Annotated in this window: 13 protein-coding genes; 7 read left to right on the top strand and 6 right to left on the bottom strand. The window is 71.5% G+C overall.

Annotation, left to right across the window (positions count from 1 at the left end):
- Positions 1–268: 268 nt before the first annotated feature.
- Together ACVV2G_RS04455 and ACVV2G_RS04460 are read right to left on the bottom strand one after the other, a co-directional pair.
- On the bottom strand, positions 269–1426 hold the full coding sequence (locus ACVV2G_RS04455) for a family 2 encapsulin nanocompartment cargo protein polyprenyl transferase (protein WP_453841249.1): 1158 nt from the start codon (positions 1424–1426) through the stop codon (positions 269–271).
- A gap of 88 nt (positions 1427–1514) precedes the next feature.
- Positions 1515–2921 (bottom strand): family 2B encapsulin nanocompartment shell protein, encoded by a 1407-nt coding sequence (locus ACVV2G_RS04460; protein ID WP_453841250.1) that lies wholly within the window; start codon positions 2919–2921, stop codon positions 1515–1517.
- A 329-nt stretch (positions 2922–3250) separates the two neighbouring features.
- Between ACVV2G_RS04460 and ACVV2G_RS04465 the strand changes: the two genes are divergently transcribed.
- Positions 3251–3829 carry an N-acetylmuramoyl-L-alanine amidase gene (locus tag ACVV2G_RS04465; protein ID WP_453841318.1) on the top strand — a complete coding sequence of 193 codons (579 nt, stop codon included), beginning with the start codon at positions 3251–3253 and terminating at the stop codon, positions 3827–3829.
- Between the two features lie 37 nt (positions 3830–3866).
- A complete protein-coding gene (locus ACVV2G_RS04470) occupies positions 3867–4769 on the top strand; it encodes a 1-aminocyclopropane-1-carboxylate deaminase/D-cysteine desulfhydrase (protein ID WP_453841251.1) in 903 nt (300 codons plus the stop codon).
- 60 nt (positions 4770–4829) lie between these two features.
- Here ACVV2G_RS04470 and ACVV2G_RS04475 read toward each other — a convergent pair whose 3' ends face one another.
- On the bottom strand, positions 4830–6422 hold the full coding sequence (locus ACVV2G_RS04475; protein ID WP_453841252.1) for a Na+/H+ antiporter: 1593 nt from the start codon (positions 6420–6422) through the stop codon (positions 4830–4832).
- A 61-nt stretch (positions 6423–6483) separates the two neighbouring features.
- Here ACVV2G_RS04475 and ACVV2G_RS04480 point away from each other — a divergent pair, with 61 nt between their 5' ends.
- From ACVV2G_RS04480 to ACVV2G_RS04490, 3 genes are all read left to right on the top strand, one after another.
- Positions 6484–6744 carry a UBP-type zinc finger domain-containing protein gene (locus ACVV2G_RS04480; RefSeq protein WP_453841253.1) on the top strand — a complete coding sequence of 87 codons (261 nt, stop codon included), beginning with the start codon at positions 6484–6486 and terminating at the stop codon, positions 6742–6744.
- Between the two features lie 249 nt (positions 6745–6993).
- On the top strand, positions 6994–7407 hold the full coding sequence (locus ACVV2G_RS04485; protein WP_006136266.1) for an ATP-binding protein: 414 nt from the start codon (positions 6994–6996) through the stop codon (positions 7405–7407).
- A gap of 17 nt (positions 7408–7424) precedes the next feature.
- Positions 7425–8489, top strand: coding sequence for an RNA polymerase sigma factor SigF (locus tag ACVV2G_RS04490; RefSeq protein ID WP_453841254.1), 1065 nt, complete (start codon positions 7425–7427; stop codon positions 8487–8489).
- Positions 8490–8548: 59 nt separating this feature from the next.
- Here ACVV2G_RS04490 and ACVV2G_RS04495 read toward each other — a convergent pair whose 3' ends face one another.
- The gene (locus ACVV2G_RS04495) at positions 8549–8995 is read right to left on the bottom strand and encodes a hypothetical protein (RefSeq protein WP_453841255.1); all 447 of its coding nucleotides are present in this window, start codon (positions 8993–8995) and stop codon (positions 8549–8551) included.
- A 127-nt stretch (positions 8996–9122) separates the two neighbouring features.
- Here ACVV2G_RS04495 and ACVV2G_RS04500 point away from each other — a divergent pair, with 127 nt between their 5' ends.
- Together ACVV2G_RS04500 and ACVV2G_RS04505 are read left to right on the top strand one after the other, a co-directional pair.
- Complete coding sequence (locus ACVV2G_RS04500; RefSeq protein WP_453841256.1) at positions 9123–10091, top strand: diacylglycerol/lipid kinase family protein; 969 nt, start codon at positions 9123–9125, stop codon at positions 10089–10091.
- A gap of 319 nt (positions 10092–10410) precedes the next feature.
- Complete coding sequence (locus tag ACVV2G_RS04505) at positions 10411–10668, top strand: WhiB family transcriptional regulator (RefSeq protein WP_003973730.1); 258 nt, start codon at positions 10411–10413, stop codon at positions 10666–10668.
- 241 nt (positions 10669–10909) lie between these two features.
- Here the strand turns inward: ACVV2G_RS04505 and ACVV2G_RS04510 are convergent, their stop codons facing one another.
- The gene (locus tag ACVV2G_RS04510) at positions 10910–12385 is read right to left on the bottom strand and encodes a sensor histidine kinase (protein WP_453841257.1); all 1476 of its coding nucleotides are present in this window, start codon (positions 12383–12385) and stop codon (positions 10910–10912) included.
- Positions 12386–12803: 418 nt separating this feature from the next.
- A complete protein-coding gene (locus tag ACVV2G_RS04515; protein WP_453841258.1) occupies positions 12804–13448 on the bottom strand; it encodes a TetR/AcrR family transcriptional regulator in 645 nt (214 codons plus the stop codon).
- Positions 13449–13459 lie beyond the last annotated feature (11 nt).

Consider the following 13459-nt stretch of genomic DNA (forward strand, 5'->3'; position numbering starts at 1 on the left):
CTTCGACTCAACTCTGACCACTTATAGAGGGGGCTGAGAGTCGAGCCCATCCGCCGGGATCAGGGGCGAGGAACGTCCCGGCCGTGTGCCGAAGGGGCGGGCCCCGCACACCGTGGGGAAGTGCGGGACCCGCCGAACCGGAGCCCTCGGCGGTGCGGCCGTACGTCGGTCAGGTGCCGTACGGCCCCGTACGGGCTCCGGGGTTCTTGCCCTGGCCGGCCGGGCCGCTCGCGGTCGCCGCAGAGCGGCCGGAGTGACCCGGGAGCCGTCAGGTGGTGCGCCGGGTCACGAACTCGGCCAGCGCCAGCAGCCCACCCGCCGCCTCCGGGTCGGGCACGGCCCGGGCCAGTTCCTGCATGGCCCTCGCCATGCGGTCGGCCGCCTGGGCCTGCGCCCAGTCCCGGCCGCCCGCCCGCTCGACGGCAAGTGCGGTCCGTTCCAGATCCTCCCTGCCCTCCTCGTACGGCGCCGCGTAGAGCTCGGCGAGTTCGGCGGCGGCCGGGGTGCCGGAGGTGAGGCCGGCGACGACGGGCAACGACTTCTTGCGGGCGGCGAGGTCGGCGCCGGCCGGCTTGCCGGTGCGGTGCGGGTCGCCCCATGTGCCGATCACGTCGTCGATGAGCTGGAAGGCCAGCCCGGCCTCGCGGCCGAACGCGTCCAGGGCTTCGACGTCCTCGTCCGCGGCATCGGCGTACAGCGCGCCGAGGGCACAGGCGCAGCCCAGTAGGGCGCCCGTCTTGGCCTCGGCCATGGCGAGCGTCTCCGCCAGGGTGACCTCGCCCGGGGCGCGCCGCTCCATGGCCGTGTCCGCGTGCTGGCCCTCGCACAACTCCATGACGCAGTCGGCGAGCCGGGCGGCCGCCGCCGCGGACGCCGGGTGCGGGTCCGCCGCGAGCAGCCGCAGCGCCAGCGCCTGGAGCGCGTCCCCCGCGAGGATCGCGTCGGCGTCGCCGTAGACCGTCCACGCGGTCGGGCGGTGCCGCCGGGTGGCGTCCCGGTCCATCACGTCGTCGTGCAGCAACGTGAAGTTGTGGACCAGCTCCACCGCCGCCGCGGCCCGCACCGCCGCCGCCCGGGCACCGGGTCCGCCGAGCGCGGCGGCCGAGGTGAGGACGAGCGCGGGCCGGATCGCCTTGCCGGCGTTGCCGGCCGCGGGGCTGCCGTCCGCGTGCTGCCAGCCGAAGTGGTAGAGCGCGATCCGGCGCATCGAGGCGGGCAGTGACGCGATGGCGGACCGCAGTTCGGGGTCGACCGACGCCCGGGACTCCCGCAGGAGCACCGCCGCCTCCTGGCCGTCGGCCGACGCCCCCTGTCCGCCGGCCGGCACCTGCGGCTCCTCCTCCCGCTGTGCGCCGATGGCCCCGCGCCTCCCCAGTGTTCCGGTGGGACGACGCGTGCCGGTGACGCCGTGCGGAGCTTCCGTCATGGACTCCCCTCCCGCGTCCGTCCACCGTCCGTACCCCCGGGGTGTACCCGCCCGCCAGGACGGGGACACGGCGTTCGGGAGACTGGCGTCACTGCCAGCGGCCGATCTCGACGTTCTCCAGAACTCCGAGCGCGTCCGGGACCAGGACCGCGGCCGAGTAGTAGGCCGTGACCAGGTACTTGATGATGGCCTGCTCGTTGATGCCCATGAAGCGCACCGACAGACTCGGCTCGATCTCGTCCGGGATGCCGGTGGCCCGCAGGCCGATGACACCCTGGTCCTGCTCACCGGTACGCAACGCGATGATGGACGACGTGCGGGCCTCGGTGACCGGAATCTTGTTGCACGGGTAGATCGGCACCCCGCGCCAGGTCGGGATGCGGTTGCCGGCGATGTCGATCGTCTCGGGGACGAGTCCCCGCCGGTTCAGCTCGCGGCCGATGGCGGCGATGGCCTTCGGGTGGGCGAGGAGCATCTTGGTGCCGCGCCGGCGGCTCAGCAGCTCGTCCAGGTCGTCCGGGCCGGGCACGCCGTCGTGCGGCTGGATGCGCTGGTCGTACTCGCAGTTGTGCAGCAGGCCGAACTCGCGGTTGTTGACGAGTTCGTGCTCCTGACGCTCCCTCAACGCCTCCACGGTCAGGCGGATCTGCTGTTCCGTCTGGTTCATCGGCTGGTTGTAGAGGTCGGCCACGCGCGAATGGATGCGCAGCACGGTCTGGGCGACACTCAGCTCGTACTCACGGGGCCGGGCCTCGTAGTCGACGAAGGTGTGCGGGATGTCCGGCTCGCCGCTGTGGCCGGCGGAGAGGTCGATCGCCTTCTCGCCGTGCCGGTTGGTGGGCTGGTCGGGAAGCGAGCGCCGCTCCGCCAGGTGCGCGTGCAGGGAATCCGCGCGCTCCGCGACCTGCTCCACCTCCTGCCGGGGCAGGACGAGCACCGTGCAGGCGGTGACCGTACGGGCGGTGTACTCCCAGATGGCGTCCGAGTCGAGCAGCGCCTCGTCGCCGAAGTAGGCGCCGTCGGCGAGGACGCCGAGCACCGCGTCGTCGCCGTAGGGGCCGGTGCCGACCTTCTCCACCTTGCCGTGCGCCAGCAGGTAGACCTCGTCGGCGCGGCCACCGAACGACGCGATCACCTCTCCGGGGCCGAACTCCCGTTGCTCACAGCGCTGCGCGAGCTCCGAGAGCACCTCCTCGTCCTCGTATGACCGCAGGGCCGGCAGCTCGCCCAGTTCCGCGGGGATGACCTCGACGCGGTCGCCGGTCTTCACGAACGTCACCCTGCCGTCACCGACGGCGAAGGTCATACGCCGGTTCACCCGGTACGTACCGCCCTGGACGTCCACCCAGGGGAGCGTGCGCAGCAGCCAGCGGGAGCTGATCTCCTGCATCTGAGGAACGGACTTGGTCGTGGTGGCCAGGTTCCGCGCGGCCGCCGTGTCCAGACTCTGCTGCGGCCTGGTCTGCTCGGTGCGGACCTCTTCGCCTACCGACATAAGGAATTGCCCTCCCGGTCATGCCGGACGGCTGCGCCCGGCATCGATGTGCGTGGACCAGCCTTCCTCACCGAGCGTGCCGATGGTATTACCCGAAAGAGCGGGAATGGATCACCCGCGGCCAGGGCAGGCATGGGGGCTCGTTTCAACGTCTCGGCACCTTGTCCGGCCCCGCGCAGGGTTGTTGACGGGGATGGATTTGTCCGGATCGAATCGCACACAGGCCGAACAAGTACTAGAAAGCGCTCCGTTTCGGTACAAGCACCGTAGAAGGCGAACGCGCCGAGCGGTCGTCGCGCAGAGTGAAGGAGCCGACCGTGGCCTCACCCATGTCCGCGAGCAGTTTCATCAGGGCACTGAAGGCGGAGGGGCTCACCGTCGTCGAGGTCGGCGACTGGCGGGACCACAACCGCAACCACAAGGGCCCCTGGGGGCCCGTGCACGGCGTGATGATCCACCACACGGTCACCAAGGGCAGCGCGCGGACGGTGGACCTCTGCCGCAGGGGTTACGCAGGCCTGCCCGGGCCCCTGTGCCACGGGGTGATCACCAAGGACGGCAGGGTCCACCTGGTCGGGTACGGCCGGGCCAACCACGCGGGGCTCGGTGACGACGACGTCCTGCGCGCGGTGATCGCGGAGAAGGGGCTGCCGCGGGACAACGAGGCGAACACCGATGGCAACCGGCACTTCTACGGCTTCGAGTGCGAGAACCTGGGCGACGGCCTCGATCCCTGGCCCGCGGCGCAGCTGGAGGCGATCGAGCGGGCCGCCGCCGCGGTCTGCCGCCACCACGGATGGAACGAACGCTCCGTGATCGGCCACCTCGAATGGCAGCCGGGCAAGGTGGACCCGCGGGGGTTCACGATGGCCTCGGTGCGGGGCCGGATCCGGGACCGGCTGAAGTGACGTGTCCGCCACCGTGCGGCGGCGTGACAATGGCCGGATGACCGGCACCCGCGACCTCACCGCCCTGCGGCCCCGCCTGCCCTCGCCCCTGCAGGAGATCCGCGACGGACGTTTCGAGCGTCACGGTGTCCGCCTGCTGCTGAAGCGGGACGATCTGATCCACCCGGAGCTGATCGGCAACAAGTGGCGCAAACTCGCACCGAATCTCGCCACGGCGGCGGACCGCACCGTCGTCACGTTCGGCGGCGCCTACTCCAACCACCTGCGCGCCACGGCCGCCGCCGGCCGGCTGCTGAACCTGTCCACGGTGGGCGTCGTGCGCGGCCAGGAGCTGGCGGGCCTGCCGCTCAACCCCTCGCTGGCCCGGTGTGCGGCCGACGGCATGCGGCTGCACTTCGTCGACCGCTCCACGTACCGCCGCAAAGCCGAGGCGGAGACCCTGGGGGCCCTCCTGCGCGCGGTGGACGCCGAGGACGCGGTCGTCGTCCCCGAGGGCGGCAGCAACGCGGAGGCCGTCCGCGGCTGCCGGGCGCTCGGCGAGGAACTGGGCGGGCACGCCGACGTGGCCGCGCTCGCCTGCGGCACCGGCGGCACGCTCGCCGGACTGGCCGCCGGCCTGCCCCGGGGAAGGCGGGCGCTCGGGATCCCCGTCCTCAAGGGCGGCTTCCTGACCGACGACGTACGGCGGCTCCAGATCCAGGCCTTCGGCGGGCTCCGGGGCACCTGGAGCCTCGACGACCGCTTCCACTGCGGCGGCTACGCCCGCACCACTCCCGAGGTCGACTCCTTCGCCGAGGACTTCGAACGCCGCCACGGGCTCCCTGTGGAGCGCCTCTACGTCGCCAAGATGCTGCACGCCCTGCTCGCCCTCACCCAGGAGGGCGGTTTCCCTCACGGGACGACCCTGGCGGCGGTCGTCACCGGGCGGCCCTTCCCCTGAGCCGGCCGGCGGGCCGGCACGAGCGCGCGCCGCGTGGACGACCGATGCGGGGAGACACCTCTAGGCCGTCTCCCGGTAGGCCGCCGCCTCCTCCAGGTCCAGCCGGCGCAGCAGGGTCCGGAGCATCTCGTCGTCGATGTGGCGGCCGTCGCGCAACCGGACGAAGACCTCGCGTTCGGCGCCGATCATTTCCCGGGACAGCCGGCGGTAGGTGTCGTCCACGGTCTCCCCGGTGACGGGGTTGGCCTGCCCGAGCCGTTCCCAGACGGCGTTGCGGCGGCGTTCCAGCACCGTGCGGAGACGGTCGGCGAGCGGGGCGGGCAGGAGGTTGCGCTCGTCCGCGAGGAGTTCGTCCAGGCGCTGCTCGGCGGCACGGGAGGCCTGCGCCTGGGCGTTGGCCTCCGCGAGCGTCTCGGCCTGCACGTCGTGCGCGGGGAACTCCAGCAGGCGGATCAGCGGCGGCAGGCTGACGCCCTGGACGACCAGAGTGCCGATGACCGTGGTGAAGGTGAGGAACAGGATGAGGTTGCGCCCGGGGAAGGGCTCGCCGCCGTGCACGGTGAGCGGGATGGAGAAGGCGATCGCCAGCGAGACCACGCCGCGCATCCCGGCCCAGCCGATCACGAACGGTCCCTTCCAGGAGAGGCCACCCTCGCGCGCGCGTACGCGTGCCGACAGCCGCGGCAGGAAGGTCGCCGGGTAGACCCAGGCGAACCGGGCGACGGCCACCACCAGGAAGACGGCGACCGCGTACCAGGCGGCGTCGACTCCTTCGTACTCGCCGAGTCCCTTGAGGACGACGGGGAGCTGGAGTCCGATCAGGGCGAACACGGCCGACTCCAGGACGAACGCGACCATCTTCCACACCGCCTCCTCCTGGAGGCGGGTGGCGAAGTCGACCTCCCACGCGCGGTGGCCGAGATGGAGCGCGACGACCACCACCGCGAGCACCCCGGACGCGTGCACCTGCTCCGCCACCGCGTAGGCGACGAACGGGATGAGCAGGGAGAGCGTGTTCTGCAGCAGCGCTTCCTTCAGGTGCGTGCGCAGCCAGTGGATCGGCACCATCAGCACCAGGCCCACGCCCACGCCGCCCACCGCCGCGACCAGGAACTCGCCGATGCCGCCCGCCCAGGTCGCGCCCTCGCCGACGGCCGCCGCCAGCGCCACCTTGAAGGCGGTGATCGCGGTGGCGTCGTTCACCAGGGACTCGCCCTGGAGGATGGTCGTGATCCGGGACGGCAGGCCCACCCGGCGCGCGACCGCCGTCGCCGCGACGGCGTCCGGCGGCGCCACCACCGCACCGAGCACCAGCGCGGCGGTCAGCGGCAGACCCGGCACGATCAGGTACGCGGCGCAGCCGACGACGAGGGTCGCGAAGAGCACGTAGCCCACGGAGAGCAGCGCCACGGGCCGTACCTGCGCCCGCAGGTCCAGGTAGGAGCTGTCGATGGCCGCCGTGTGCAGCAGCGGGGGCAGCAGCAGGGGCAGGACGATGTGCGGGTCGAGGGTGTAGTCGGGCACTCCGGGGAGGTAGCTCACCGCCAGACCCACCGCGACCAGCAGCAGCGGTGCGGGCACCGGCACGCGCCGCCCCACCGCGGCGATCGCGGCGCTGCCCGCCACCAGCAACAGCAGCGGCATCACGTCCATCGTCCTCGCCCACCCTCGTTTTCCGCGCGGTCGTCCGCACGCCCGTCGTAACCTGGCAATCATGAAACAGTGCACGCACGCCGACGCGCTGCCCCACCCGGAGCCGGAGCCGCGCAGCCGGACCTGCCCGGAGTGCCTGGCCGAGGGCACGGACCCGGTGCAGCTGAGGCTGTGCCTCGACTGCGGGCACGTCGGCTGCTGCGACTCCTCACCGAGGCGGCACGCCACGGCGCACCACAGGGAGACCGGCCACCCGGTGATGCGCACCTTCGAGCCCGGGGAGAACTGGCGCTGGTGCTTCGTCGACCACGTACTCGTGTGACCTCGCCCCGGGACGGTTCGACCGTCTGAGGCCTGGGTACGTCAACCCGGCGCGCGCTCTTCCGATTTGGGCCCGCCGAACCCCTAGCCACTGTGCGTGTTCATGTGTTTACTATGAGTGACAGTGCGGGGTTGGGGTCTCGGGGACAGGAAAGTTCGGAGCGCGATAACGTCACCGCTGAACCACGTGTCGCGTTACCCCGAGGGCGATCCTCGGCCCGGTAACGCTTGTACCACCTTGGAGGTGAGGGTGTCCCAGATCGCAGGCGAGCCCGCGACCCAGGACTTCGTCGAAGTCCGGCTGCCGGCCGCGGGTGCCTACCTGTCGGTGCTGCGTACGGCGACGGCCGGCCTCGCAGCCCGTTTGGACTTCACCCTCGACGAGATCGAGGACCTGCGCATCGCAGTCGACGAGGCCTGCGCGATCCTGCTGCAGCAGGCCGTGCCCGGCTCGGTGCTCAGCTGTGTCTTCCGCCTCGTCGACGACTCGCTCGAGGTCACCGTCTCGGCGCCGACCACGGACGGCCACGCCCCCTCGCGGGACACCTTCGCGTGGACCGTGCTCTCCGCCCTCGCGGGCAAGGTCTCCTCGGCCGTGGACGAGGACAGAACCGTTTCGATCAGCCTCTACAAACAGCGCGGCGCGGGACCCGGGCCGGCGTGAGGAACGGGGACGGGCCGGTGCGGGACGAAGAGCGCGGTACACGGGAGCTGCCGGCCGAGGGCACACGTTCTCAGAACGAGGCCCGGCGGATGGCGGACGGCATCGACGGCATCCCCGATCAGGCCCGGCCGCATCCGGAGGACGAGACCTCGCCCGGGGCCGTCGTCCCCGGTGACGGGCAGCGGACCGGGGACACCCCCGTGCGGCCCGTCCGAGCGGAGGCGAGGGCTCGGGAAAGGGCGACGGGCGGGACGATGAGCGAGCACGAGCGACACTCCGAGGACGGCGCACCGGCTGCATGGGGCACCCGGGGCACGCGGCACGACCCGCAGGACCGCAGCGGAGCGCGTCTCCTGTTCGCCGAGCTGCGCACCCTGACCAAGGACAGCCCCGAGTACGCGGAGCTGCGCAATCGGCTGGTCCGCATGCACCTGCCGCTCGTCGAGCACCTCGCTCGCCGCTTCCGCAACCGCGGGGAGCCCCTGGACGACCTCACCCAGGTCGCCACGATCGGACTGATCAAGTCGGTCGACCGCTTCGACCCGGACCGCGGGGTGGAGTTCTCCACGTACGCGACCCCGACGGTCGTCGGCGAGATCAAGCGGCACTTCCGGGACAAGGGCTGGGCGGTGCGGGTCCCGCGCCGTCTCCAGGAGCTGCGGCTGGCCCTGACGACGGCCACGGCGGAGCTCTCACAGCTGCACGGACGCTCCCCCACGGTCCACGAACTCGCCGAGAAGCTGGCGATCTCGGAGGAGGAGGTCCTGGAAGGCCTGGAGTCGGCCAACGCGTACTCCACGCTCTCCCTGGACGTCCCGGACACCGACGACGAGTCCCCGGCGGTCGCGGACACCCTGGGCGCGGAGGACGAGGCCCTGGAGGGCGTCGAGTACCGGGAGTCGCTCAAGCCGCTGCTGGAGGACCTGCCGCCGCGGGAGAAGCGCATTCTGCTGCTGCGCTTCTTCGGCAACATGACCCAGTCGCAGATCGCGCAGGAGGTCGGCATCTCGCAGATGCACGTGTCGCGCCTGCTGGCCCGCACGCTGGCCCAGTTGCGCGAGAAGCTGCTGGTCGAGGAGTAGTCGTCCGCGCCCGGGAGCGCCGGGCGGCGGTCGCGCCCGGTCGCCGCCGCAGGGACGCTCTACTTCCCGGCGCCGCCGGGTCCGCGGATGCCGAGGGCCTGGGTGGTCGTGGGGTTCACGAGCAGCACCAGCGCCGTGACGGCCACGACGCCGAGCACGATGCCCGCCGGGATGGCCACGCTGTCGGCCTGCAGCAGGTTGTAGGCCACGGGCAGCGCCATGATCTGCGTGATGACGGCGGGACCCCGGCTCCACCCCCGCCGCGCGATCAGCCCGCGGGCGGCGAGCAGCGGCAGCAGGGCGAGGACGATCAGGGTGACGCCGCCGGTGAGGGCCGAGGTCCGGTCGTCGGGGTGGCCCGTGAGACCGCCCACGAGCATCCAGGCGCCGCCGACGACGAGCGCCAGGCCCTCCAGTGCGGCCAGCGCGGCCGCGGCGGTCAGCCGGCCGGGGCGGGGGCCGTGCTCCTCGGCGGTTTCGGGGCTGGGGTTCTGCTCACTGCTCACCCCTGAAGGGTAGCCCTCGGTACGCCGGCGCCCGTGCGCGCGCCCCGTGCGTCACCGGCGCCCGTGGGCCCGCACGGATCCCACCTCGGACTGGGCCGGGTACCCCCCAGTAGGTACCCTGCAGACCATGCGTGCACTTCTCGTGGTCAATCCGGCGGCAACCACCACGAGTGCGCGTACGCGCGACGTGCTGATCCACGCGCTCGCGAGCGAGATGAAGCTGGAGGCGGTGACCACCGAGTACCGCGGCCACGCGCGCGACCTCGGCCGGCAGGCGGCGCAGAGCGACGACATCGAGCTGGTGGTCGCCCTCGGCGGCGACGGCACGGTGAACGAGGTCGTCAACGGACTGCTGCACGCCGGCCCCGCCCCCGGGCAGCTGCCCCGTCTCGCCGTGGTCCCCGGCGGTTCCACCAACGTCTTCGCCCGCGCCCTCGGCCTGCCCAACCACGCGGTCGAGGCCACCGGCGCCCTGCTGGACGCCCTGCGCGAGGGCAGCGAGCGGACCGTCGGGCTGGGCCTGGCCTCGGGCACGCCGGGCTCGGAGGACGAGTCGGTGCCGTCCCGCTGGTTCACCTTCAACGCCGGGCTCGGCTTCGACGCCGGCGTGGTCGGCCGCGTGGAGCAGCACCGCGAGCGCGGCAGGAAGTCGACACACGCCCTCTACGTCCGCCAGGTCGTGCGCGCACTCATCGGCGAACCTCACCGCCGCAGCGGGACGATCACCCTGGAGCGGGCGGGCGAGGACCCGGTCACCGATCTGGTGCTGTCCATAGTCTCGAACACCTGCCCCTGGACGTTTCTCGGCAATCGCCCCATCTATGCGTCACCTAAGGCCTCGTTCGATACCGGGCTCGACGTCTTCGGTCTCAGCCGTTTGTCCACGGGCGCGGTTGCCCGGTATGGCACCCAGTTGCTCACTTCGTCCCCCGAGCACGGACCCCGGGGCCGGCACGCCGTCTCCCTGCACGACCTGACCGGCTTCACCTTGCATTCGAAGGTCCCGCTCCCCCTCCAGATGGACGGTGACCACCTGGGGCTGCGAACCAGCGTGACGTTCACAGGCGTACGCCGTGCACTGCGTGTGATTGTGTGAGCAGAAGCGGCGAAAGTCCTTTCACTCGAACGTTTAGACCAGGGTCCACCCCATGGAAGTACGGCTGTGACCTAGTCGACACCGAAGAATCAAAAAAAACTTTCCGGAAGGGGTTGTATCCGCCGCCGAGGTTTGCGAGTCTCTTCTTGGCGATCGGGACGGCCCGCAACACCAGCCTCCACAGATCACCGGAACCCCTCTTCACATCACAGGACCACGCCGGGCAACCTGGCGGTAGGCCCTTCCCTTGTTGAGGGTTTCGTGAAAGCGTTCACATTCACAAGCATCCCGCATGTAATACCAAGGAGAGGTAGCAGCCATGGACTGGCGTCACCGCGCCGTTTGCCGCGAAGAAGACCCCGAGCTCTTCTTCCCCATCGGCAACACCGGTCCCGCGCTGCTGCAGATCGAGGAAGCCAAGGCCGTCTGCCGTCGCTGCCCTGTCATGGAGCAGTGCCTGCAGTGGGCGCTCGAGTCCGGTCAGGACTCCGGCGTCTGGGGTGGACTCAGCGAGGACGAGCGCCGCGCAATGAAGCGCCGCGCCGCCCGCAACCGGGCTCGTCAGGCTTCCGCCTGACCATCCACCCCTGCTGACAGCCTGAGCTTGGCGGCGCGTACAGCGAGTACGCCACCCCCGCTCCCGAGCCGCAGCGCGCAGGACCCGATGCGCAGATGCATCGCACGAGCACTGGCCTCGGACCTTCACCGGTCCGAGGCCTTTTGCCGTCCGGAGTCCGGTGCTGTCCGGAGTCCGGTCCCGGTCTCGCGCCGGCCGGTCCTCCCTCGTCCTCCCCCGCGTCCCCTCTTCCCTGCTCCGCCTATTTCGCCGCGGGCACCGGGATGTCGAGGATCACCCGGGTGCCGCGGTCCGGGGCCGGGACCATGTCGAAGGAGCCGCCCAGCTCACCCTCCACCAGGGTGCGGACGATCTGCAGGCCGAGGTTGCCGGAGCGGTGCGGGTCGAAGTCCTCGGGCAGGCCGACGCCGTCGTCCTGGACGGTGACCAGCAACCGCGCCTCCTTCGTCGTACCGCCGCGGACCGCGGAGACCTCGACCGTGCCGGTGTCGCCCTCACGGAAGCCGTGCTCCAGGGCGTTCTGCAGAACCTCGGTCAGGACCATCGACAGCGGAGTCGCCACCTCGGCGTCCAGGATGCCGAAGCGTCCGGAGCGCCGGCCGGTGACCTTGCCCGGCGAGATCTCCGCCACCATCGCCAGCACGCGATCGGCGATCTCGTCGAACTCCACCCGCTCGTCCAGATTCTGGGACAGCGTCTCGTGCACGATCGCAATCGATCCGACCCGGCGCACGGCCTCTTCCAGTGCCTCGCGCCCCCGGTCGGACTCGATGCGCCGGGCCTGGAGGCGCAGCAGGGCCGCCACCGTCTGGAGGTTGTTCTTCACCCGGTGGTGGATCTCCCGGATGGTGGCGTCCTTGGTGATCAACTCACGTTCACGGCGGCGCAGTTCCGTGACGTCGCGCAGGAGCACCAGTGAACCGATGCGCGTGCCCTTGGGCTTGAGGGGGATGGCGCGGAACTGGATCACCCCGTCGTGCGCCTCGATCTCGAACTCGCGGGGCGCCCAGCCGCTGGCCATCTTGGCGAGCGCCTCGTCCACGGGACCGCGGGAGGGAGCGAGTTCGGCGGTGGTACGGCCGAGGTGGTGGCCGACCAGGTCGGCGGCGAGACCCATGCGGTGGTACGCCGACAGGGCGTTCGGCGAGGCGTACTGGACGATGCCGTCCCCGTCGACCCGGATCAGGCCGTCGCCCACGCGGGGCGAGGCGTCCATGTCGACCTGCTGGTTCTCGAACGGGAAGGCACCGGCCGCGATCATCTGGGCGAGGTCCGAGGCGCTCTGGAGGTACGTGAGTTCCAGACGGCTCGGCGTGCGCACGGTGAGCAGGTTGGTGTTGCGGGCGATGACGCCGAGGACGCGCCCCTGCCGCCGCACGGGAATGGACTCGACGCGGACCGGGACCTCCTCGCGCCACTCCGGATCGCCCTCGCGCACGATCCGGCCCTCGTCCAGGGCGGCGTCGAGCATGGGGCGCCGGCCGCGCGGGACGAGATGACCCACCATGTCGTCCTGGTAGGAGGTCGGCCCGGTGTTGGGGCGCATCTGGGCGACCGAGACGTAGCGTGTGCCGTCGCGGGTGGGGACCCACAGGACCAGGTCGGCGAAGGAGAGGTCGGAGAGAAGCTGCCACTCCGAGACCAGCAGGTGGAGCCACTCGAGGTCGGAGTCGTCGAGCGCTGTGTGCTGGCGTGCGAGTTCGTTCATGGAGGGCACGTGGCCGAGCGTACCTGGCGGTACGGACAGCGATCGAAACCAGCCGGATGCCGTCGGCCCGGGCCCCGGAAACGGCCCCGGAGACACCCGCGGGCCGCGGCGCCTGAGAGGGACCCTCAACCCTCCCGGCACCGCAGCCCGGAGCAACAACGGCCGTGGGGTGTGCGGTCCCGGTCGGCCGAAGGATGAGGAGCCGGGGCAGTCAGGGCAGAGAGCACCGGTTCCTCGGTCCGCCCTCCTGTGCGGGGAAGGCGGAAGTCTGACGATCACCTTGCGTGAGCATTCCGGTAAGTGTCACCCGTTGCCATTGTGGACTAGACCACTCACCGTGTCCATGCGAGGGACGCCGTTCGTTCTTGTCATGCCCTGCCGGCCACTCGGTCACCCGAGTGCCCGGCAGAAGCCTAACCCTGTTGGCTCACACGCGGGGCCAGGCAGCCAGGGCAATTTCCGCGAGCGCCTCCAGATCCGCCCGGCTCGCGCCGTCGCGCGCCTGCTGGGACATGCCCTGGATCATCGCGCCGACGTACCGGGCGAGCGCCGGGGCGTCGGTGCCCGGCGGCAGCACGCCCGCGGCCACGTCGGCCGCGATCCGGTCCTCGATCGCGGTGATGTTGGCATTGCGCCGCTCCCGGAGGGCCTCCCCGACCTCGGGCGTCGAACAGTTGGCGGCCGCGTGGATGACGAGGCAGCCGTGCGGCCGGCCCGGGACGGTGTACTCGACGGCGGCCTCGCGCAGCATCCGCTCCACCCCGGCACGCGCGGTCGGCTCCTCGTCGAAGGCACGGGCGCCGAAAGCGCCGTACCGCACGCCGTACTCCTGGACGACCTCGTCGAAAAGCGTGCGCTTGTCGCCGAAGGCGGCGTACAGGCTCGGGGCGCCGATGTCCATGACCCGGGTGAGGTCGGACACGGAGGTGGCCTCGTAACCGTGCTCCCAGAAGGCCATCAGCGCCTTCTCCAGGGCCGTCGCCCGGTCGAAGGAGCGGGGACGGCCGCGGGTCCTGGCCACACCTTTTCGCGCGGGCGCCTCCGCCCGTTCGCTCTGCTCGCTGCTCACCATGGAGTGCATTT

Source organism: Streptomyces sp. JK94, assembly GCF_053613315.1.

What these genes read in the sequence shown, in the direction of transcription:
- ACVV2G_RS04465 (WP_453841318.1), top strand. Translation starts at nt 3,251, where the DNA reads ATGTCCGCGAGCAGTTTCATCAGGGCACTGAAGGCGGAGGGGCTCACC.
- ACVV2G_RS04475 (WP_453841252.1), bottom strand. Translation starts at nt 6,422, where the DNA reads ATGGACGTGATGCCGCTGCTGTTGCTGGTGGCGGGCAGCGCCGCGATC.
- ACVV2G_RS04505 (WP_003973730.1), top strand. Translation starts at nt 10,411, where the DNA reads ATGGACTGGCGTCACCGCGCCGTTTGCCGCGAAGAAGACCCCGAGCTC.
- ACVV2G_RS04515 (WP_453841258.1), bottom strand. Translation starts at nt 13,448, where the DNA reads ATGGTGAGCAGCGAGCAGAGCGAACGGGCGGAGGCGCCCGCGCGAAAA.
- ACVV2G_RS04480 (WP_453841253.1), top strand. Translation starts at nt 6,484, where the DNA reads ATGAAACAGTGCACGCACGCCGACGCGCTGCCCCACCCGGAGCCGGAG.
- ACVV2G_RS04470 (WP_453841251.1), top strand. Translation starts at nt 3,867, where the DNA reads ATGACCGGCACCCGCGACCTCACCGCCCTGCGGCCCCGCCTGCCCTCG.
- ACVV2G_RS04460 (WP_453841250.1), bottom strand. Translation starts at nt 2,921, where the DNA reads ATGTCGGTAGGCGAAGAGGTCCGCACCGAGCAGACCAGGCCGCAGCAG.
- ACVV2G_RS04455 (WP_453841249.1), bottom strand. Translation starts at nt 1,426, where the DNA reads ATGACGGAAGCTCCGCACGGCGTCACCGGCACGCGTCGTCCCACCGGA.
- ACVV2G_RS04500 (WP_453841256.1), top strand. Translation starts at nt 9,123, where the DNA reads ATGCGTGCACTTCTCGTGGTCAATCCGGCGGCAACCACCACGAGTGCG.